20 protein-coding genes are annotated in these 20669 nt (G+C 40.2%); 15 read left to right on the forward strand and 5 right to left on the reverse strand.

Going from position 1 to position 20669, the window contains the following annotated elements; genetic code table 11:
* Nucleotides 1–30: 30 nt before the first annotated feature.
* The 3 genes from corC (at nucleotide 31) to AACV00_RS12500 (ending at nucleotide 3203) form a co-directional block, all read left to right on the forward strand.
* Complete coding sequence (gene corC / locus AACV00_RS12490) at nucleotides 31–912, forward strand: CNNM family magnesium/cobalt transport protein CorC (RefSeq protein WP_004246033.1); 882 nt, start codon at nucleotides 31–33, stop codon at nucleotides 910–912.
* Between the two features lie 7 nt (nucleotides 913–919).
* Entirely contained in the window at nucleotides 920–2443 is a 1524-nt protein-coding gene (lnt, locus tag AACV00_RS12495) for an apolipoprotein N-acyltransferase (RefSeq protein WP_124725736.1), read from the forward strand.
* A 76-nt stretch (nucleotides 2444–2519) separates the two neighbouring features.
* Entirely contained in the window at nucleotides 2520–3203 is a 684-nt protein-coding gene (locus tag AACV00_RS12500) for a hypothetical protein (RefSeq protein ID WP_161680316.1), read from the forward strand.
* An 8-nt stretch (nucleotides 3204–3211) separates the two neighbouring features.
* On the opposite strand, the gene AACV00_RS12505 is transcribed toward AACV00_RS12500, so the two are convergent.
* The 4 genes from AACV00_RS12505 to AACV00_RS12520 form a co-directional block, all read right to left on the reverse strand.
* Nucleotides 3212–3715 carry a protein disulfide oxidoreductase gene (locus AACV00_RS12505; protein WP_004252236.1) on the reverse strand — a complete coding sequence of 168 codons (504 nt, stop codon included), beginning with the start codon at nucleotides 3713–3715 and terminating at the stop codon, nucleotides 3212–3214.
* Entirely contained in the window at nucleotides 3715–4446 is a 732-nt protein-coding gene (locus AACV00_RS12510) for a DsbA family protein (protein ID WP_004247442.1), read from the reverse strand. The genes AACV00_RS12505 and AACV00_RS12510 overlap by 1 nt, the downstream gene beginning before the upstream one ends.
* Nucleotides 4446–6482, reverse strand: coding sequence for a protein-disulfide reductase DsbD family protein (locus AACV00_RS12515; RefSeq protein ID WP_049257099.1), 2037 nt, complete (start codon nucleotides 6480–6482; stop codon nucleotides 4446–4448). Before AACV00_RS12515 ends, AACV00_RS12510 begins: the two co-directional genes overlap by 1 nt.
* A gap of 80 nt (nucleotides 6483–6562) precedes the next feature.
* Nucleotides 6563–6952: a hypothetical protein gene (locus tag AACV00_RS12520; RefSeq protein ID WP_004246039.1), complete on the reverse strand. Its 390-nt coding sequence runs from the start codon at nucleotides 6950–6952 to the stop codon at nucleotides 6563–6565.
* 356 nt (nucleotides 6953–7308) lie between these two features.
* On the opposite strand from AACV00_RS12520, the gene AACV00_RS12525 reads away from it, so the two are divergent.
* From AACV00_RS12525 to nadD, 8 genes are all read left to right on the forward strand, one after another.
* The gene (locus tag AACV00_RS12525) at nucleotides 7309–8202 is read left to right on the forward strand and encodes an amino acid ABC transporter substrate-binding protein (protein WP_004246040.1); all 894 of its coding nucleotides are present in this window, start codon (nucleotides 7309–7311) and stop codon (nucleotides 8200–8202) included.
* 118 nt (nucleotides 8203–8320) lie between these two features.
* The gene (locus tag AACV00_RS12530) at nucleotides 8321–9061 is read left to right on the forward strand and encodes an amino acid ABC transporter permease (RefSeq protein ID WP_004247440.1); all 741 of its coding nucleotides are present in this window, start codon (nucleotides 8321–8323) and stop codon (nucleotides 9059–9061) included.
* Nucleotides 9061–9735, forward strand: a complete 675-nt coding sequence (gene gltK / locus AACV00_RS12535; RefSeq protein WP_004246042.1) for a glutamate/aspartate ABC transporter permease GltK — start codon at nucleotides 9061–9063, stop codon at nucleotides 9733–9735. The genes AACV00_RS12530 and gltK overlap by 1 nt, the downstream gene beginning before the upstream one ends.
* Entirely contained in the window at nucleotides 9736–10461 is a 726-nt protein-coding gene (locus tag AACV00_RS12540) for an amino acid ABC transporter ATP-binding protein (protein WP_004246043.1), read from the forward strand.
* Between the two features lie 359 nt (nucleotides 10462–10820).
* Nucleotides 10821–13403 carry a leucine--tRNA ligase gene (gene leuS, locus AACV00_RS12545; protein ID WP_004246044.1) on the forward strand — a complete coding sequence of 861 codons (2583 nt, stop codon included), beginning with the start codon at nucleotides 10821–10823 and terminating at the stop codon, nucleotides 13401–13403.
* A 12-nt stretch (nucleotides 13404–13415) separates the two neighbouring features.
* On the forward strand, nucleotides 13416–13964 hold the full coding sequence (lptE, locus tag AACV00_RS12550) for an LPS assembly lipoprotein LptE (RefSeq protein ID WP_004246045.1): 549 nt from the start codon (nucleotides 13416–13418) through the stop codon (nucleotides 13962–13964).
* Nucleotides 13961–14995, forward strand: coding sequence for a DNA polymerase III subunit delta (gene holA, locus AACV00_RS12555; protein ID WP_161680318.1), 1035 nt, complete (start codon nucleotides 13961–13963; stop codon nucleotides 14993–14995). Before lptE ends, holA begins: the two co-directional genes overlap by 4 nt.
* Nucleotides 14988–15659 carry a nicotinate-nucleotide adenylyltransferase gene (gene nadD, locus AACV00_RS12560; protein ID WP_049210526.1) on the forward strand — a complete coding sequence of 224 codons (672 nt, stop codon included), beginning with the start codon at nucleotides 14988–14990 and terminating at the stop codon, nucleotides 15657–15659. Before holA ends, nadD begins: the two co-directional genes overlap by 8 nt.
* Nucleotides 15660–15672: 13 nt before the next feature.
* Here the strand turns inward: nadD and AACV00_RS12565 are convergent, their stop codons facing one another.
* On the reverse strand, nucleotides 15673–16428 hold the full coding sequence (locus AACV00_RS12565; protein ID WP_107336924.1) for a YbgA family protein: 756 nt from the start codon (nucleotides 16426–16428) through the stop codon (nucleotides 15673–15675).
* Between the two features lie 390 nt (nucleotides 16429–16818).
* On the opposite strand from AACV00_RS12565, the gene rsfS reads away from it, so the two are divergent.
* From rsfS to mrdB, 4 genes are read left to right on the forward strand one after another with little or no spacing between them, the layout of a single operon-like run.
* Nucleotides 16819–17145 carry a ribosome silencing factor gene (rsfS, locus tag AACV00_RS12570; RefSeq protein WP_004246049.1) on the forward strand — a complete coding sequence of 109 codons (327 nt, stop codon included), beginning with the start codon at nucleotides 16819–16821 and terminating at the stop codon, nucleotides 17143–17145.
* A 2-nt stretch (nucleotides 17146–17147) separates the two neighbouring features.
* Nucleotides 17148–17618 (forward strand): 23S rRNA (pseudouridine(1915)-N(3))-methyltransferase RlmH, encoded by a 471-nt coding sequence (gene rlmH, locus AACV00_RS12575; RefSeq protein ID WP_004246050.1) that lies wholly within the window; start codon nucleotides 17148–17150, stop codon nucleotides 17616–17618.
* Nucleotides 17619–17655: 37 nt separating this feature from the next.
* Complete coding sequence (gene mrdA / locus AACV00_RS12580; protein WP_004246051.1) at nucleotides 17656–19551, forward strand: peptidoglycan DD-transpeptidase MrdA; 1896 nt, start codon at nucleotides 17656–17658, stop codon at nucleotides 19549–19551.
* A 4-nt stretch (nucleotides 19552–19555) separates the two neighbouring features.
* Nucleotides 19556–20668: a peptidoglycan glycosyltransferase MrdB gene (gene mrdB / locus AACV00_RS12585; protein WP_004246052.1), complete on the forward strand. Its 1113-nt coding sequence runs from the start codon at nucleotides 19556–19558 to the stop codon at nucleotides 20666–20668.
* The last annotated feature ends 1 nt before the right edge of the window (nucleotide 20669 follow it).

Raw genomic sequence — 20669 nt, forward strand, 5'->3', positions numbered from 1 at the left:
CATTCAATGAGGAAAAATAGTTAAAACGCCATGAGCGACGACCAATCTTCGAGTAACGATAACCCTGGTCCTAAAAAGGGGTTTCTCACATTGCTTAATCAGTTATTCCACGGTGAACCTAAAAATCGTGATGATCTGATGGAGCTTATCCGCGATTCTGAACAGAAAGAATTAATCGATCCTGATACCCGTGATATGTTAGAGGGGGTAATGGATATCGCTGAGCAGCGTGTACGGGATATTATGATCCCCCGCTCGCAAATCGTCACATTAAAACGCAATCAAACCCTTGATGAGTGCCTTGATGTGATTATTGATTCAGCGCACTCTCGCTTTCCTGTCATCAGTGAAGACAAAGATCATATTGAAGGCTTATTAATGGCAAAAGATTTATTGCCATTTATGCGTACTGGTGCTGAGCCATTTAGTATAGACAAAGTTTTACGTTCTGCTGTCGTTGTACCAGAAAGTAAACGCGTTGACCGCTTACTAAAAGAGTTCCGTTCGCAACGCTATCATATGGCTATTGTCATTGATGAATTTGGTGGTGTTTCTGGTTTGGTCACGATTGAAGATATTCTTGAACTTATCGTCGGCGAAATTGAAGATGAGTATGATGATGAGGATGATATTGATATTCGTCCATTAAGTCGCCATACCTACTCAGTGAGAGCATTAACCCAAATAGAAGATTTTAATGAGGCATTTGGTACTCACTTTAGTGATGAAGAAGTCGATACGATTGGTGGTTTAGTTATGCAAGCCTTCGGTCATCTTCCTGCTAGAGGTGAAACTATTACCATTGATAATTACCAATTTAAAGTTGTTATGGCAGATAGCCGTAAAATTATTCAGGTTTATGTGCACATTCCTGACGATGCGCCTGTACCTGAACTAGGTAATGATGTGTAGGATATTAATGAATAATTTCTCTTTATTAAACCGCCAGTGGGTTCGCACCCTACTGGCGGTTTTTTTCGGTGCCAGTGGCACACTCGCGTTTTCTCCCTTTGATTTCTGGCCTGCAGCGTTAATTTCTTTATCAGGTTTGCTACTGATAATAACGCAACGAACCACACGACAAGGGGTATGGCTTGGTTTTGCCTGGGGATTTGGATTATTTGGTAGTGGTGTAAACTGGGTATATGTCAGCATTGCTGATTTTGGGGGAATGCCATTTGCTATCAATATTTTCTTAGTCATATTGTTAGCCCTTTACCTATCGCTTTATACCGCCCTATTTGCCGGATTATTAAACAAGTTCTTTCCTAAACCTACCTTTTGGCGTTTTGTCTTTGCGGCTCCCGCTGTATGGCAACTCACTGAATTTTTAAGAGGCTGGGTGTTATCAGGGTTTCCGTGGTTACAATTTGGTTATAGCCAAATTGATGGCCCATTAAAAGGTATTGCACCTATTTTTGGTGTCACCATGATAACCTTTTTGCTGACCATAATTAGTGGACTTATTGCTGTCGCTATCTATCGTAAATCACTATATAGTGCGGTGATCGGAGCAATATTATTACTCTTACCTATCAGCTTTAAATCTTATCAATGGTATCAACCTTTAACTGATGAAACGCAAGAAATTGCCTTAGTTCAAGGCAATATCGCGCAATCATTAAAATGGCAACCCGGTACTTTAGAAAGTACGTTAAACACCTATCTCACCCTAAGTCGCCCTTTTATGGGTAAAGCAAACTTAATTATTTGGCCTGAGTCAGCTATCCCTGATGTTGAAATTCAGCAACAAGGCTTTTTAGCGCAATTGGATAAACAATTAAGAGCACAAGACACGCATCTAATGACAGGAATTATTGATGCGCGTCCTACCTTAGAAGGCTATCGTTTTTATAATAGTGTTATTACATTAGGTGAGCACTATGCTTACCAATATCCGGCAACAGATCGCTATAACAAACATCATCTTGTGCCTTTCGGTGAGTATGTCCCTTTAGAGTCTTTATTGCGCCCATTAGCGCCATTTTTTAATTTACCTATGTCATCATTAAGCCAAGGTGAATATATACAACCTCAACTGACGGTAAATGATGCCAAAATAACCGCCGCCATCTGTTATGAAATTATTCTTGGAGAACAAGTTCGCGCTAACTTTAAGCCGGATACACGTTTCTTATTAACTATTTCAAATGATGCTTGGTTTGGTAATTCAATTGGTCCATGGCAACATTTTCAAATGGCTAGAATGCGTTCATTAGAGTTAGGACGGCCATTATTACGTTCAACTAATAACGGCATTACCGCCTTTATTGCTGCTAATGGTGATGTTATTGCCCAGCTTCCACAATTTGAAGCAGGTGCATTAGCTGAAAAAATGACACCCACGACAGGATCAACACCTTATTATAAAATGGGGAGTTATCCAGTGTGGATTTTAGCAGGGGTGTTTTTAATTCTTGCTTTTATTAAGCGTCGTTCTTAATGTTAAATAAAGCCCTACTCAATTAATCTTAAAACAATTAATTAAGTAAGGGCTTTTCTAATAAAAGGACTTTTCAATGATCCATTACCCTGAATATATTCTTGATATTATTTGGCAAAGAGCGAAAAAAATATCTGCCGATAATGAAACAAAAGGATTTCGTAAAGATAAAGAAACTAAATGGATCAAGCGCCAAATGTTTAATCAACAAAATGAATTTGGCTGGGTATTATCAAAACAGCCTAGTTCGATTCATCAACTTATTGAAGATGAAACAATTGTGCCTTTACATTGGCAAACAGCGAGAGCCTATGAGCAAAAACAAGAAGCAAGCTCTAAACATCTCAATATGATCCCACTTGACCCACCAGCACTATCGCGACTCATTCAATCACCAACAGATGTTTTACCTTATTGGCAACATGCCCATCAGATTTCCAGCGATAATGAAGAAAAAGGTTTTCGTAAAGATTATTACGGTCGTATTATCCAGAAAAATGCGTTTGGAGATAAACAACATCAATATGGTTGGACATTAGCTCAATTAACACCAGCCAATAAGAATAATCAAATCGTTATTCCTATTAATATTGTACCAATACATATTAATACCTCAAAACGCACTTACAATGAAAAGGAATTAATTGTTCAAGGTAGCCAAGAAGCAAAAATAAAACGCAGACGTAAAAAACTTGTCTATGAGATAATCGATTTTATTGTCAGCCTACCTGGCATTATTTTTTCTTCATTTAAACTCTGATAAACAAGTTAAATTGAAGCCCACCATAACCTAAGTTTTAATCCCCAAGAGGATGTCCAGCCACTTGTAAAGTGCACCATTTCACCTTTATAGAGAATAACAAAAGAAGGTGTAGCACTTATCCCCCAACGTTGAGAAATAGCCCCTCTATCATCATTAATAACCGGAAAAACTAGTTGCTTGGAGTTAATGCCACGTATTATTTTGGCATCATCACCAGAGCGGATAACTACAGACGTAACATTATAACCCTGTTGTGCTAAATCATTTACCGTCGGTGTAGTTAACTTACAAATGCCACACCAACTCGCCCAAAAATAGATCAGTAATGGTTTCTCTTGGCTAAGGGCAATCAATGAGACTGGTTTATCATCAACTGTATAAAGCGTAGATAAATCAGTAAGTTCTGGTGGCGTTGGTTGACGCCACCAGTCCATAGCAAATGAAATAGCCACAAAAATAAGGGCGAGAATAATTAATTCTTTACCCCATTTTCGTAAACGATTTGCCATTATTTTTTCACTTTCGCCAGTTGTTCTTTCACAATAATTTCTAACTGATCATAATCAACAGCACCCGGTAAAATAGTATCACCAATTACCGTCGCTGGCGTACCTTGAATACCCAGTTTACGAGAAAGCTCTAAGTTATTTTGCAACGTTTTTAAGCTGTCATCAGTTAACTTAATTTTGCTAGTATTAGTGCTCTTCATTGCATCTTCAATACTTGCATTATCTAGCATCGTTTTCTTCTGCATCAAACGTTGATGAAGTGCTAAGAATGCTTTTGGATCTTCTTTCCAGACAGAAAGCACCGCCTGAGAGGCTTTAGCAGAGCTTTCACCTTTAAATGGTAATGGTTTAATGATAACCGCCACATCAGGGTATTGTTCGGTGATCTTTTCTAATAATGGGTCAAAGCGTTTGCAATACGGGCAGTTATAATCAGTGAACGACACTAACACTAACTTAGCATCTTTAGCGCCAATACGTGGACTTGCCGCATCGTTGTATAATGCATCATGTTCAGAGGCCAATGCTTGACGGAACTGTGCTTGTTGCTCATCTGCCTTCTTAGTTTGCAATGCCATGATAGCTTCTTCCAAAATCTCAGGATTACTCACTAAAGTATCACGAACTAATGCACGTACTTCTTTTTCTTGAGCTGCATTCAAGGCAGCGGCTTGAACATTTGCACCAAAAAGTAACGAAGAGATAACCAGTACAGAAAGTGTTTTTTTCATTATTGGGCTCCTTTAGCCTCTGAAAGAATAGTTAACATTAGATCTTTATTTAAAAGAGGCGGTAGGATCTCCCCCTCCTTGTTACATGGTCCATAAATCTGGTTAAACGGCACGGCGACTTGACCGCGCTGTTTTAAAAATTGGGTGATCTGTTCTGACGGTTTCGTCCAATCCCCTCTTAATGCGACAACATCAGGCTCTGAAAGTGCCTTTTGCACATCATCGCGTAATAATACATTGTATTTATTTGCTTTGCAGGTAACACACCAATCTGCGGTAACATCAATAAACACCCGTTTATTTTCAGCTAACGCTTGATGGATAGCCTCTTCTGAGAGTGGTTGCCAATTCACATGATCTTGCCCCGCCAAGGTCTGAGTATCAGGCTGAGCAATAAATAGATAGCTTGTACCACCTAAAATAAGGGTGATCACCATTGAAGCAAATAGCGTTTTTTTGCCGTAATGTTTAGCAATAGCAAAAAGCAAGATCAGGGCGATAGCCACAAAAATAGCCGCAACAATGCCAATACCAAAATGGGGGATCAATAAAGTGATCAGCCAAATACAAGATAGCAACATCATAAAGCCTAAAACAACTCTTAGGCGATTCATCCATTTACCCGGTTTTGGCAATACTTTGGCAATTGATGGAAACATAGCAACCATGATCCATGGTAAACTCATTCCAAGACCTAATGCGGTGAAAATTAACCATAACTCACTTAATGGTGCTATCAATGCATAAGCAACCGCAGTCCCTAAGAATGGGGCAGAACACGGTGTAGCAAGCAATGTAGCAAAAGCCCCTTCCCAGAAATGTCGACTATAACCTTGACCTCCTGCTGTCGCTATTTTGGTATTCATATCACTTGATAAACGTAATTCAAATAGGCCAAATAAATTAGCGGTAAAAATAGCCGTGATCAGCACCATAAAGCCGATAAACCAAGGGCTTTGAAACTGTATGCCCCAACCTATTGCTTCTTGGCTGTAGCGTAATACGGTCATAAACAGCGCTAAGGCCCAGAATGACACTAAAATTCCCACAACAGAAACAGAAAACTGTTTACGAATAGCCCCTGTATCACGTTTTTCGATATGAAGAATTGAGCCCAATTTCATCGCCAAAACAGGTAACACACAAGGCATTAAATTAAGAATTAAGCCCCCTAACAGCGCAAAGGATAAAATACTCCATAATCCTACCCCCGAGTCAGCAGTAGGCAGAGATGCGCTATCGCCTTGGCCTATAGTGTCATTGACTTGACGTGAATAGCCATCGTCAGTCACAACAAAGGAGAGTGGTTTTCCTGTAATGTCACCCGCAGCGTCTCCCCAATCATCGGTTACATCGACAGTAACAGATAAATGATCACCTTTTGCTGTTAACTGTGGAATGCCATATAGCATTCCTTGTGGTGGATCGAGATAAATATTAGGTTGATGCCAATCACCTTGTTCTCGTTGTAATGAGAGGGTTAATTGACTATTTCGATAATCAGATGAAACAGCAGAAATTAATCCACTTGTCACTGGTACTTTGGCCATGGCTTGATTATATTGCCATTCAAAGTCAGCGGGAGCAGGCTCGTTTAAATCCAGATTTAATGAGTAATCAGTTAAAATACAGACATTACTACAGGTTGAAAGTGTTAATACCCCATTTAAGTTATCGCTATCGACAGATTTTAGTTCAATGGGGAAGACGACTTCTTTATCGTAACCTTGGGTATGAATACCTGCGACATCAAAAGCGGAAGGTGATGGCCAATGCCATATCATATCAGACACAGATTGCGTCCAATTAATTTCAGGTGCTACGCCACCTTCTCCGGGAGAGCGCCAATATGTTTTCCAGCCCGGCGCTAATTGCACCTCAAGCAATATTTTAACATCGCCTGTCGATGACTTGTCAGCCGTAGCCCTAACCTGAGCATGATCATTGTCTGGCATAGTTAGCCAACCTGTATCGGCGGCTAATGAAGATAATGAAAATAGCATCAACATCAATGCTATTAAAAAAGAACGAACCATAGCAACTCCCTAAAAAATCCTCTAACGCTACACATAAAACAACGCCTCAATATAAGACGTATTATTGAGTTAAAGCGCTACTAATCCCTTAGAATACAGTAATGAAGGTGAAGCCTTATTCGTGGAGGTGGGTGATGTTGTTTTTTCTGGCTACGTTGACGAGAAACATAAATGGCAGCCATACCAAATAAAAGTAATACCGCCCAAGTATAAAAAAGCGGTTCAATCGCTAAAGGAGGAATCGATAAGAGTGATTTAGCACTTAATTCGCAGGTTGAAAGTGAATATTTCCCTTCACTTGCATTTTGTTGCTCTGCAATTGGCGTCGAGAATGAGGACTGTGTTTGCGAAACAGCAGATGCTAAGCGCTCACTAATCACATGAGCCCCCATAGAGCGCTGAACAATACAACACAAGATCAGCAATACTGTTATCAACACTAGCCAGCGACCTGACCGCCAATTATGCATAGATTTCCTCATTTGTTGACCTGCTATCTTAACGGTAATCTACAGACAAACAACTCCTTAAGATAAACTTTACAAATTCTTTTCTTTTTTAGATTAACGCCTTTTTCTTCTTTGTTCTTTTTAACCTTTAACTTCTCATGGTTATTACTATAATAATTTTAAATATTGAAAATCACTTCCAAAAAACATTGAACAATTTTTTATTTCATCCTTTTATTGAGAGATAGCTCTCGTATTTGGAATATTGCACTTCCCAACCGTATGTTATTTGTTCTATTTATTAACATTATCAAAACAAATTAAAACAAAAAAGCAACACAAAGCAACACATCAATATCACCACGACAGGAGTTATTATGCGCATGCGTAAACTAGCATTATCATTAATGATTTTAGGGGCTGCAGGAGCTGTGCAAGCAGAAGAACTCACTGGTACCTTAAAAAAAATCAACGATAACGATATTATTATTGTTGGTCATCGTGAATCCTCTGTCCCTTTTTCATACTACGATAATCAACAAAAAGTGGTCGGATACTCTCAAGACTATTCCAACCTAATTGTTGAGGCAGTAAAAGAAAAATTAGGCAAACCTAACCTACAAGTTCGCCTTATCCCTATCACTTCTCAGAATCGAATTCCACTATTACAAAATGGTACATTTGACTTTGAGTGTGGCTCAACGACCAATAATCTCGCTCGCCAACAACAAGCTGATTTCTCGAATACTATTTTTATTGTTGGTACACGTTTACTTGCGAAAAAAGACAGTGGAATTAAAGATTTTGCTGATCTTGCGGGCAAAAATGTGGTTGTTACGTCAGGCACCACATCTGAAATGTTACTCAACAAGCTCAATGATGAGAAAAAAATGAATATGCGCATTATTAGCGCAAAAGATCATGGCGACTCATTCCGTACACTTGAATCAGGGCGTGCCGTTGCTTTTATGATGGATGACGCCTTATTAGCGGGTGAACGTGCTAAAGCGAAAAAACCTGCGTTATGGGAGATTGTGGGAACACCTCAATCGGAAGAAGCTTATGGCTGTATGTTACGCAAAGGTGATACACAATTTAAGTCGTTAATTGATGAAACCATTGCTAATGCGCAAAAATCTGGCGCAGCAGAAAAATCGTTCAATCGTTGGTTTAATGCCCCAATTCCACCGAAAAACCTCAATTTAGAATTCACTATCTCGGATGAAATGAAAGCACTGTTTGCATCACCAAATGATAAAGCATTGAACTAACAATGCATATAAGTAATTGATGCAAAATTAATAATTATAAAGTATCTGTTGGACAGACAGATCAGTGAAGTTTGGGGCAGCCGTTCCCTGCCCCATTTTTTTCACCGGAGGTGAAATCATGTCGATTGATTGGGATTGGGGGATATTCTTCCAAGAAGCCCCTTTTGGAAATACCACTTACTTAGGTTGGCTTATTTCAGGCTTTCAAGTTACTGTCGCTTTATCTCTTTGTGCTTGGATCATCGCTTTTATTGTCGGCTCTTTTTTTGGTATTTTACGAACCGTACCTAATCGCTTGCTCTCTAGTTTAGGGGCTATCTATGTTGAACTATTTCGTAACGTCCCCCTGATTGTACAATTCTTCACATGGTATTTAGTGATCCCTGAACTCTTACCACAAGCTATTGGTGATTGGTTCAAAATGGACTTAACGCCGAATATCCAATTCTTTGTCTCTTCAGCACTCTGTTTAGGTTTGTTTACCGCAGCGCGCATGTGTGAACAGGTGCGGGCGGCAATCAATTCATTACCAAGAGGACAAAAAGCAGCAGGCTTAGCACTAGGCTTAACACTGCCACAAACCTACCGCTATGTTTTATTACCTAATGCTTATCGCGTCATTATTCCGCCAATGACCTCTGAAATGCTGAACTTAGTCAAAAACTCTGCAATCGCCTCAACGATTGGCCTGATTGATATGGCTGCGCAAGCGAATAAATTATTAGATTATTCAGCTAAAGCTTATGAATCCTTTACCGCTATCACGCTAGCCTATGTCTTTATTAACGTCATTATTATGTTGATTATGCACTGGTTAGAAAAACGGGTGCGTTTACCTGGCACAGCAGGAGGTCAATAATGTACGAGTTTGACTGGAGTTCTGTTGTTCCTAGCCTACCTTTTTTAATGGATGGCATGGTCATTACTTTAAAAATCACCATAACAGCAATTGTTATCGGTATTTTATGGGGAACAATACTTGCAGTGATGCGCTTATCTACTTTTAAGCCCATCAGTTGGTTTGCGGCCGCTTACGTTAATACCTTTCGTTCTATTCCTTTAGTGATGGTATTACTGTGGTTCTATTTAATTGTGCCTAACATATTACAAAATGTTCTAGGCCTTTCACCAAAAAGTGATATCCGTTTAATTTCAGCAATGGTAGCGTTCTCTCTATTTGAAGCTGCTTATTACTCTGAAATCATCAGAGCAGGTATACAAAGCATCAGTAAAGGCCAGTTTTCAGCATCCTTAGCTTTAGGAATGACAAAATCACAAACGATGCGTTTAGTGATTTTACCTCAAGCATTTCGTGCCATGATCCCTTTATTGCTCACACAAGGTATCGTTTTATTTCAAGATACCTCACTCGTGTATGTATTAAGTCTGACCGACTTTTTCCGAACAGCGGCAAATATTGGTGAGCGTGATGGCACACAGGTTGAAATGATCCTTTTTGCTGGTTTTGTCTACTTTATAATTAGTTTCTCCGCTTCAATGTTAGTGAACTTTCTTAAAAAAAGGACTACTTAGATGATTTCCCTAAAAGATGTATCCAAATGGTATGGTCAGTTTCAAGTACTGACAGATTGTTCCACTGAAGTGAAAAAGGGGGAAGTTGTTGTTGTCTGTGGACCTTCAGGATCAGGTAAATCGACACTTATCAAAACCGTTAATGGTTTAGAGCCTATACAACAAGGTGAAATCCTAGTAAATGATATAAAAGTCAATGATAAACGAACTGATTTAGCTAAGTTACGAGCCAAAGTTGGTATGGTGTTTCAACACTTTGAATTATTTCCTCACCTTTCCATTATTGAAAATCTTACACTAGCGCAAGTGAAAGTCCTTAATAGAGAGAAAGGTGCAGCAAAAGAGAAAGGGCTAAAATTATTAGAGCGCGTAGGCTTAGCCAACCACGCTAATAAATACCCTGCTCAACTTTCTGGTGGTCAACAACAACGCGTTGCTATTGCTCGTGCTTTATGTATGGATCCTATTGCGATGCTATTTGATGAACCCACATCCGCACTTGATCCTGAAATGATTAATGAAGTTCTTGATGTTATGGTTGAGCTGGCTAATGAAGGCATGACCATGATGGTGGTTACACACGAAATGGGCTTTGCTAAAAAAGTTGCTGACCGTATTATTTTTATGGATGAAGGTCGTATTGTCGAAGATAGCCCGAAAAATGACTTCTTTGATAATCCTAAATCAGAAAGGGCTAAAGATTTCCTAGCTAAAATCTTACATTAATCTTCAATTTTCTTTTTTATCCCACTCACTTTTCCCCTTTGCTGGCATGAATTATTACATGCCAGCAAAATATCGCTAAAAATAATCATCAACCTTTGATGACGCAACACAGTAGCAATTAATTCATTTTTATTGCAATAATTAGGCTAAACGCTTGAAAATCTCGCATTTATCATTAACAAAAAAATGCTGTTTTCGTGCTATCTCGCCATTGTGGCAAAAAAGTTATGCAAACAATGGCTTTCATTGAGATCAATAGTTGTGGCTATTAGACAAAATCAGCTATGCTATGCAAGTCTTAATTCATCATAGCGGTTACCCTTCGGTAGCCATTAATTCACCATAGGATTATCGGTGCCATGCAAGAACAATATCGTCCCGAAGATATAGAGCAAACTATCCAGGAACACTGGGAAAAGAACAATACATTTAAAGTGACAGAAGATAATAACAAAGAAAAATATTACTGCCTGTCAATGCTACCTTATCCTTCTGGTCGACTACACATGGGACACGTCCGTAACTACACCATTGGTGACGTGATTTCCCGTTATCAACGTATGTTGGGTAAAAACGTCTTACAACCTATTGGTTGGGATGCGTTTGGTTTACCCGCAGAAGGTGCTGCCGTAAAAAATAACACCGCACCTGCACCGTGGACTTATGAAAATATCAATTATATGAAAGGCCAGTTAAAAAAACTGGGCTTTGGTTATGATTGGGATCGTGAAGTCACCACCTGTACACCAGAATATTATCGTTGGGAACAGTGGTTTTTCACTAAGCTGTATGAAAAAGGTTTAGTGTATAAAAAAACCTCTGCTGTAAACTGGTGCCCACACGACTTAACCGTACTGGCTAACGAACAAGTCATCGATGGTTGTTGCTGGCGTTGCGACACCCCTGTCGAGCGCAAAGAAATTCCACAGTGGTTTATTAAAATCACCGATTATGCTGAAGAGCTGTTAAACGACTTAGATACGTTAGATGAATGGCCAGAACAAGTTAAAACCATGCAACGTAACTGGATTGGCCGGTCTGAAGGTGTTGAAATTACCTTTGATGTCGCAGATAGCGACGATACTATGACCGTATATACCACACGTCCAGATACCTTTATGGGTGTCACTTATGTTGCTGTGGCCGCCGGTCATCCATTAGCTCAAAAAGCCGCTCAAAATAATCCTGAAATTCAGCACTTCATTGATGAATGCCGTAACATGAAGATGGCAGAAGCTGAAATGGCAACCATGGAGAAAAAAGGTATTGCTACAGGTCTGTATGCTATTCATCCATTAACCCAAGAGAAAGTCGCTATTTGGGTAGCTAACTTTGTCTTAATGGAATACGGTACAGGTGCGGTTATGGCCGTTCCAGGTCACGATGAACGCGACTGGGAATTTGCCACTAAATATGGTTTGCCGATTAAAGCGGTTATTGCTGATGCAGAAGGTAACCAACCTGACTTATCAACAGGCGCTCTGACTGAGAAAAATAGCCTAATTAACTCTGGTGAATTCTCAGGACTTGATAACCAAGCTGGTTTTAATGCTATTGCAGATAAACTTACTGCAATGGGTGTGGGTGAACGTAAAGTGAATTACCGTTTACGTGACTGGGGGGTTTCTCGTCAACGTTATTGGGGTGCGCCAATTCCAATGGCAACCTTAGAAGATGGTACCGTTGTTCCAGTTCCTGATGACCAATTACCGGTTATTTTACCAGAAGATGTGAAAATGGACGGCATTACCAGTCCAATTAAAGCGGATCCTGAGTGGGCTAAAACAACGATTAATGGTCAACCAGCGCTACGTGAAACAGATACTTTTGATACCTTTATGGAATCTTCTTGGTATTACGCACGTTATACCTGCCCTGATTACGACAAGGGAATGTTAGATCCAAAAGCTGCTAACTATTGGTTACCGGTTGACTGGTACATTGGTGGTATTGAACACGCTATCATGCACCTGATGTATTTCCGTTTCTTCCATAAATTGATGCGTGATGCTGGTTTAGTTAATTCTGATGAACCTGCTAAACGCTTACTGTGCCAAGGCATGGTATTAGCAGATGCATTTTATTATACCGGTGAAGATGGCGCTCGCCATTGGGTCTCTCCTGCAGAAGCGATTGTTGAACGCGATGAAAAAAATCGCATCATCAAAGCAACTGACAGTGCAGGCCATGAACTGACTTACGCTGGTATGAGCAAAATGTCTAAATCAAAAAATAACGGCATCGACCCACAAACCATGGTTGAGCGTTATGGTGCTGATACCGTACGTCTATTTATGATGTTTGCTGCACCACCAGAATTAACACTTGAGTGGCAAGAATCAAGTGTTGAAGGTGCGAACCGTTTCTTACGTCGTTTATGGCGTTTAGTTCATGAGCATACCGAAAAAGGAACGACTCAATCACTTGATTTGGCAACATTAACCACAGAGCAGAAAGACTTACGTCGCGATTTACACAAAACTATCGCCAAAGTTTCTGATGATGTAGGTCGCCGCTTAGCATTCAATACGGCTATTGCTGCGATTATGGAGTTAATGAATAAATTAACACGTGCACCACAAGAGACTGAGCAAGATCGTGCTTTAATGCAAGAAGCATTAGAAGCGGTGGTACGTATGCTTTCTCCTATCATTCCACATGCTTGTTTTGTCATGTGGCAAGCGTTAGGTGGTAAAGAGGATATTGATGTTGCACCATGGCCTGTTGCTGATGAAGAAGCGATGGTCGATGACACGAAACTTATTATTGTTCAAGTTAATGGTAAAGTACGTGGTCGTATCACTGTTCCTGCTAATTCAGAAAAAGATTATGTTCAGGAAATGGCAACAAAAGAGTACAGTGTTGCTAAATATTTAGAAAATGTCACCGTACGTAAAGTGATTTATGTACCGGGCAAATTACTGAACATCGTTGTTGGCTGATAAGGAGGCTTAGTGCGATATCTATTTTCGCTGTTTTTTGCGTTAGCGGTGTTGGTCACCGCTGGCTGCGGTTTTCACCTACAAGGTAAAACCCAAGTTCCAGCTGAATTAAAAACGCTTTACCTAAGCTCTGGTGACCCATACGGGCCACTGTCTCGTGTAATGCGTCAACAATTGAGATTAAGTGGAGTTCAACTGGTTGAAACGCCAAAAGCAGATATTCCTGTTCTCAAAATTGTTGGATCTTCAGAAAATAAAGAGACTGTCTCTGTGTATCAAGACGGTAAATCGGCTGAACGTCAGCTCACTTTTGTCCTAGATGCACAAGTGATTATGCCTGATGGAACCATCTACCCTATTTCATCACAGGTTTCACGTCCATTCTTTGATAACCCATTAGAAGCATTAGCTAAAGATGCCGAAAATGATATTATCAAACAGGAAATGCGTGAACAGGCTACCGCTATCTTAGTACGTAAATTATTGGTGGTTCACAATGCTGAACGCCAAAAAGCGTCAGAGGCAGCTAAAGCGAAACAGATAATCTCACCAGCCAAATGATCCGCCTTTATCCAGAACAACTTAATGCGCAACTCCAAGAGGGGTTGCGCCAAAGTTACCTACTTTGGGGTAATGAACCGCTATTACTCCAAGAATCTCAAGATGCCATTCAAACGGTGGCAAAATCACAAGGCTTTACGGAACATTATCAATTTACCCTTGATAACAGCACTGATTGGAATGAAATATATTCACTCTGCCAGTCACTGAGTCTTTTTTCACAAAAGCAATCTATCTTACTCCATCTTCCTGAGAATGGTCCTAATGCGGCAATGTCAGAAAAGCTCTTACGCTTATCTCACGAATTGCATGAAGATCTCTTGTTAATTTTACGTGGACATAAATTAACCAAGGCACAGGAAAATAGCGAATGGTTTAAAACACTCAGCCAGCAAGGTATTTATGTGACTTGCTTAACCCCTGAGTTAGATAAATTACCAAATTGGGTAGCGAGACGCGCCAAGCAAAAAGGCCTTGAGCTTGATGAACAAGGTAATCAATTACTGTGTTACTGCTATGAAGGAAATTTACTCGCTTTAGCTCAAGCAATTGAACGCCTCTGTTTGCTCTATCCTGATGGTAAATTAACCCTGCCAAGAGTTGAAGCGGCTGTCAATGATGCCTCTCATTTTACTGCTTATCATTGGATTGATGCATTATTAGCAGGCAAAACCCAACGGGCATGGCATATCTTGCAGCAACTAAAAAGAGAGGATACTGAACCCGTTATTATGCTTAGAACATTGCAACGCGAATTAATGCAATTAATTACCTTACATCGTAGCGCTAAAACGGCCTCCTTAAAATCCGTTTTCGATCAACATCGGATATGGCAAAACCGACGTCCGATATTTACCGCCGCGTTACAACGTTTGTCAGAGCATCAATTACTCACTGCCATGCGATTACTTACCCAGATTGAAATAACCCTTAAACAGGATCACGGACAAAACGTTTGGCCTGAACTTCATGCCCTTGGCTTATTATTATGTGGAAAAGCATTACCGGAAGGATTTATTCGCCATGGCTAGCACCAATAATACCCCCCCTTTAATTCATCAAGCCATTGCTCTATATGGTGGTACTTTTGATCCGATCCATTATGGGCATTTACGTCCTGTAGAAGCCCTTTCTGGCTTGATAGGGCTAAAAGAAGTGATTTGGTTGCCTAATAATATTCCCCCTCATCGCCCCCAACCAGAAGCCTCTTCACAACAGCGATTAGCCATGGTGCGGCTCGCATTACAACCTTTTAGTGCTTTCAAAGTCGACACTCGAGAGTTAGAGAAACCGACTCCCTCTTATACCATTGAGACATTAAAAGCGTTTAGACAAGAAATTGGTGAGAAACAGCCATTAGCCTTTATTATTGGACAAGATTCATTACTTTCAATTGATACTTGGCATAAATGGGAAGAGTTGTTAGATGTGTGTCACTTATTGGTTTGCGCTCGCCCGGGTTACCAAACCACATTTACATCACCACAAATGCAAACCTGGCTTGAACAACATCAAACCAAACAGCAAGCAGATATTCACTGTTTACCCGCCGGGAAAATTTTTCTTGCTGATACTCCTTTATACAATATTTCAGCGACCGATATTAGGGCTAGACATAAAGCAGGATTAGATTGTCATGATCTTCTGCCTGAGTCTGTTGAAAACTATATCAAACAGCATCAGTTGTATCGATAACAGATCTTAGAGATTAAAATTGCGCTCTTAAGTCATCAAATACCGCTGGATAAGGTGAAAAATAGCGTTGAGAAAGTAGATAATTATCAGGATAAAACGCCAAGTAGTTTTTCAACCGTGACAAAGGAGCCGAAAGACTCGTTTTTCCTTGCCGATAAGATAAAATCTCTTGTGTTAACAACTGTTTTTGCTCTGCGCTAAGTGCTCGCTTAAAATATCCCGCCATATGCATTAATGCATTGGTATGCCCTTCTCGAGTTGCTGGTATTGACAGTGCTTTCATTAAGGCCTTTTGATACTGCTCGGCAAATTGTAACAGCGGTAGCGAATTAGGGATATTGGCCATATAACGCCCCAATTCTCGATAAGCGACTTGAGAATAAGCCATTAACAAATATTTATATCGACTATGAAATTGGATCAGTGCTTTTTTGCTCAACTTAGCATTTACCTGCTGTTGATAATCAATTAAGGCAAAAAACTGTGTCAGAAAATGTTCCAATCCACTAGGTTGAGAAAATTGTTCAAGGGTTAATTGTAACTCTCCTTCCCCCAAAATCTGCGAGAATAAGGTTGATGAATATTCCCCTTTCATTTTAACCCGACAAATCACTGCCTTATTTTGTCGTTTTTCATCATTATTTTGTTTAATTTCAATGCCTTCATAGCATAACAATTGACAAAATCGTTGCCAATCTGCCTGTAACAATGCGTTTTTGTTACTCGCTATTTCTGAAGTTTGCTCCAAATAATAATAATTTTCTTTCATTCGTCTGTTTCTCTTAGTCACTATCTCAACATTACACCGTATAATGATACAATCATTGACGTGATGATACCGTTATCAGGTATTTCACGAGCATTGACAGACATTGTTTTACTGTTATTCTCACCCTCGGTTCCTATTAAGGGAACTGTGGAGTAAAACTGTCGTCTAATTGGAAAGTTCTTATCTGCCGGCTTTTATTATTTATTATGGCGCAATAAATAGGCATATATGAATTTTTCTAAATCAAGCGTCGAATAGCAACCATACTTGATAGATGTTTTTGCTATCGACAACTGGAATAAATCATCGAGTAAAATAGATTTATTGGTATAAATTCCTTTAAAATAGCGCTTTGTTATTTTCTCGATTGAGTTAACTAAATAGAAAAAGGTGACCCTTTTGCAAGGCTCAGAATTACAGCAATTTATTATTGATAAACTTGAGGATTCTAAAGCTCAAGACATTATCGCATTAGATGTTCGTGGAAAATCAAGTGTCACTGATTACATGATCATCTGTACGGGAACTTCAAACAGACACTTAATGTCTGTCGCCGATAATCTGGTTGATGACTGTCGTGAAGCAGGATTACAACCTTTAGGCATCGAAGGACAAGGCGTTTCTGATTGGATTGTTGTTGACCTTGGTGAAGCCATGGTACACGTAATGCAAGAAGACAGTCGCCGTATGTACGAACTCGAAAAACTCTGGAGCTGAGTTTGAAATTACAGCTCATCGCCGTTGGTACAAAAATGCCGGACTGGATCCAGACCGGCTTTATGGATTATCTTAACCGCTTTCCCAAAGATATGCCCTTAGAACTCATCGAGATCCCCGCGGGTAAACGAGGGAAAAATGCTGATATTAAGCGTATTCTCGAAAAAGAAGGCGAACAGATGTTAGCAGCGGTAGGTAAAGGAAATCGTATCGTCACCCTTGATATTCCTGGCGCCCGTTGGGATACCCCAAAACTTGCCGAGCAACTCGATCGCTGGAAGTTAGATGGAAGAAATGTCAGCTTATTAATTGGTGGCCCTGAAGGTTTAGCCCCCGCTTGTAAAGCAGCTGCAGAACAAAGTTGGTCTTTATCTCCATTAACTATGCCACATCCGCTAGTACGTGTAGTGGTAGCAGAAAGCCTTTACCGTGCATGGAGTATTACCACAAACCATCCTTATCATCGGGAATAATAAATTGGCGGGTAAGTAAGTGAAATCAACTAATGGGATGAAGAAAAGAAAACGCACCCCGTTTCGAGATTATACAGCGGAGTCAAAACTCTTTATCCGCCGTGTTATTGTCGCATTTTCAGGGATCTTAGTTTTAACGGGCATCTTAGTTTTTAACTTGTATCACTTACAAGTCGCTCGCCACGATGATTATCAAACTCGCTCGAATGATAACCGGATCAAATTAGTTCCCATCCCACCGAGCCGAGGCATTATTTACGATCGTAATGGGGTTCCACTTGCCCTAAATCGTACTATCTATCAATTAGAAATCGTACCGGAGAAAGTGGCTAATATCCAAGAAACATTGGAGAGTTTACGAGAGGTCGTTGATTTAACTGACGACGATATTGCTGCATTTGAAAAAGAGCGAAAACGCTCTCGTCGTTTTAGTTCTATTCCGCTTAAAACGTCACTTGACCAAGTGCAAGTGGCACGTTTTGCCATTAATCAATATCGCTATCCCGGATTAGAAATCAAAGGCTATCAACGTCGCTATTACCCTTATGGTTCAGCCCTTACTCATGTTATTGGTTATGTTGCAAAAATTAATGATAAAGATGTAGAACGTCTTGAAAAAGAAGGGCTCTATCCTAATTACGCAGCAACCCGAGATATCGGTAAATTAGGTATTGAACGCTATTATGAATCTGTTTTGCATGGTAAAACCGGTTATGAAGAGGTCGAAGTTAATAGCCGTGGCCGTGTGATCCGCCAATTGCATGAGCAACCACCACAAGCCGGTAAAGATATCTACCTAACTATTGATCTTGAATTACAAACCTATATTGAAACGCTATTAACCACTAGCCGAGCGGCTGTGGTCGTCACAGATCCTCGTAACGGCGAGATATTAGCACTGGTTTCTAATCCAAGTTATGACCCTAACCTATTTGTTGGGGGAATATCTAATACAGACTATCAAGGCCTACTTAATAATCCCGATAGACCATTAATAAACCGGGCAACCCAAGGGCTCTATCCTCCGGCATCAACGGTTAAACCCTTTATGTCTGTTGCAGCCCTAAGTGAAGGGGTTATTACTCCTAACACAACTATCCATGATCCGGGCTGGTGGCAACTGCCCGGCTCTGAAAAACGCTATCGTGACTGGAAACGTTGGGGTCATGGAAAACTCAATGTTACTAAATCCATTATTGAGTCAGCAGATACCTTCTTCTATCAAGTTGCCTATGATATGGGTATTGATCGTATTTCCACATGGATGTCCCGCTTTGGCTATGGTGAATACACGGGGATTGACCTTTCTGAAGAGCGTAATGGCATTATGCCAACCCGAGAATGGAAACAACAACGATATAAAAAACCTTGGTATCAAGGGGATACCATCCCTGTTGGTATAGGTCAGGGTTACTGGACTGCTACCCCAATCCAAATGTCAAAAGCGTTAATGACCTTAATTAACGATGGTCAGGTTAAAACCCCTCACTTACTTTATGGCACCAAGTTAGGTAATGAAATGCTACCTTACGTGGATAAAGAGACACGCCAAATTGGCGATATCAACTCCGGTTATTGGGAGTTAGCGAAGTACGGTATGTATGGTGTTGCCAATCTACCCAATGGTACAGGGCGACGTAGCTTTGCTGATGCTCCTTATAAGATTGCTGCAAAATCAGGTACAGCACAGGTATTTAGTTATGAAACCTATAATGCTAGCCAATTAGCAGAACATCTTCGTGATCATAAATTAATGATTGCTTTTGCGCCTTATGAAAACCCTACCGTTGCCGTCTCTATAATTTTAGAAAATGGTGGTGCTGGCCCATCTGTTGGGGATATTACTCGCCAAATACTTGATCACATTATACTTGGAGACAACAACACCGAGTTGCCTATTTCCCCGCCTTCACCGCGTGGCTCAGAGGAATAACCCAATGACAGAAAATAACAAGAAAAAATCACTCTGGACGCGTTTACATATCGATCCATTCTTTATGCTCTGTATTATTGCCTTATTATGCTATAGCGCATTTATTATGTGGACAGCAAGTGGGCAAGATCCTGATATGATGGAACGCAAGCTGGGACAAATTGCTACGGGTTTTATCGTTATGATTATCATGGCGCAGATCCCTCCACGGGTGTATGAAAACTGGGCTCCTCACCTTTACGTATTTTGTGTTGTATTACTTATTTTTGTTGATGTCTTTGGGCAAATTAGTAAAGGTGCACAACGCTGGCTTGATTTAGGTATCATACGTTTTCAGCCTTCTGAAATTGCCAAAATTGCCGTTCCTCTAATGGTCGCTCGCTTTATGAACCGTGATGTTTGCCCGCCAACATTACGTAACACAGCAATAGCCTTAGTGTTGATCTTCGTTCCCACCCTTTTAGTGGCAGCACAACCTGATTTGGGTACCTCTATTTTAATTGCTGCTTCAGGAATTTTTGTTATCTTCCTTGCCGGTATGAGTTGGCGTTTGATTACTGTCGCAACACTATTAATTGCTGGATTTATTCCGATACTCTGGTTTTTCTTGATGCATGATTACCAACGAACACGGGTCATGATGTTACTTGATCCTGAAATTGACCCCTTAGGAGCCGGATATCACATTATCCAATCTAAAATTGCTATCGGTTCTGGTGGATTACATGGCAAAGGTTGGTTACAAGGGACTCAGTCTCAACTTGAGTTTTTACCAGAGCGCCATACCGACTTTATTTTTGCCGTACTCGCAGAAGAATTAGGACTGATTGGTGTTTTAATCCTACTAACGCTCTATATACTCTTAATTGCTCGAGGTCTTTATCTCGCGACAAAAGCACAAAATACATTTGGCAGAGTCATGATTGGTGGATTAATGCTGATCTTCTTTGTTTATGTTTTCGTCAATATTGGTATGGTGAGTGGGATCCTCCCAGTAGTCGGCGTGCCATTACCACTGGTAAGCTATGGGGGATCGGCATTAATTGTACTAATGGCAGGATTTGGCATTGTTATGTCAATTCATACACACCGAAAACTATTATCAAAAAGTTTATAAT

This window comes from Proteus sp. G3927, from assembly GCF_963894685.1.
Taxonomy (GTDB): Bacteria; Pseudomonadota; Gammaproteobacteria; order Enterobacterales; family Enterobacteriaceae; genus Proteus; species Proteus mirabilis.

Bases quoted from the DNA above. Each gene is read 5' to 3' on its own strand.
- nadD (WP_049210526.1), top strand. From the start codon at position 14,988: ATGGCTAGCACCAATAATACCCCCCCTTTAATTCATCAAGCCATTGCT.
- AACV00_RS12530 (WP_004247440.1), top strand. From the start codon at position 8,321: ATGTCGATTGATTGGGATTGGGGGATATTCTTCCAAGAAGCCCCTTTT.
- AACV00_RS12510 (WP_004247442.1), bottom strand. From the start codon at position 4,446: ATGAAAAAAACACTTTCTGTACTGGTTATCTCTTCGTTACTTTTTGGT.
- corC (WP_004246033.1), top strand. From the start codon at position 31: ATGAGCGACGACCAATCTTCGAGTAACGATAACCCTGGTCCTAAAAAG.
- AACV00_RS12520 (WP_004246039.1), bottom strand. From the start codon at position 6,952: ATGCATAATTGGCGGTCAGGTCGCTGGCTAGTGTTGATAACAGTATTG.
- leuS (WP_004246044.1), top strand. From the start codon at position 10,821: ATGCAAGAACAATATCGTCCCGAAGATATAGAGCAAACTATCCAGGAA.
- AACV00_RS12525 (WP_004246040.1), top strand. From the start codon at position 7,309: ATGCGCATGCGTAAACTAGCATTATCATTAATGATTTTAGGGGCTGCA.
- lnt (WP_124725736.1), top strand. From the start codon at position 920: ATGAATAATTTCTCTTTATTAAACCGCCAGTGGGTTCGCACCCTACTG.
- holA (WP_161680318.1), top strand. From the start codon at position 13,961: ATGATCCGCCTTTATCCAGAACAACTTAATGCGCAACTCCAAGAGGGG.
- AACV00_RS12515 (WP_049257099.1), bottom strand. From the start codon at position 6,482: ATGGTTCGTTCTTTTTTAATAGCATTGATGTTGATGCTATTTTCATTA.
- gltK (WP_004246042.1), top strand. From the start codon at position 9,061: ATGTACGAGTTTGACTGGAGTTCTGTTGTTCCTAGCCTACCTTTTTTA.
- AACV00_RS12565 (WP_107336924.1), bottom strand. From the start codon at position 16,428: ATGAAAGAAAATTATTATTATTTGGAGCAAACTTCAGAAATAGCGAGT.
- mrdA (WP_004246051.1), top strand. From the start codon at position 17,656: ATGAAGAAAAGAAAACGCACCCCGTTTCGAGATTATACAGCGGAGTCA.
- AACV00_RS12500 (WP_161680316.1), top strand. From the start codon at position 2,520: ATGATCCATTACCCTGAATATATTCTTGATATTATTTGGCAAAGAGCG.
- mrdB (WP_004246052.1), top strand. From the start codon at position 19,556: ATGACAGAAAATAACAAGAAAAAATCACTCTGGACGCGTTTACATATC.
- AACV00_RS12505 (WP_004252236.1), bottom strand. From the start codon at position 3,715: ATGGCAAATCGTTTACGAAAATGGGGTAAAGAATTAATTATTCTCGCC.
- AACV00_RS12540 (WP_004246043.1), top strand. From the start codon at position 9,736: ATGATTTCCCTAAAAGATGTATCCAAATGGTATGGTCAGTTTCAAGTA.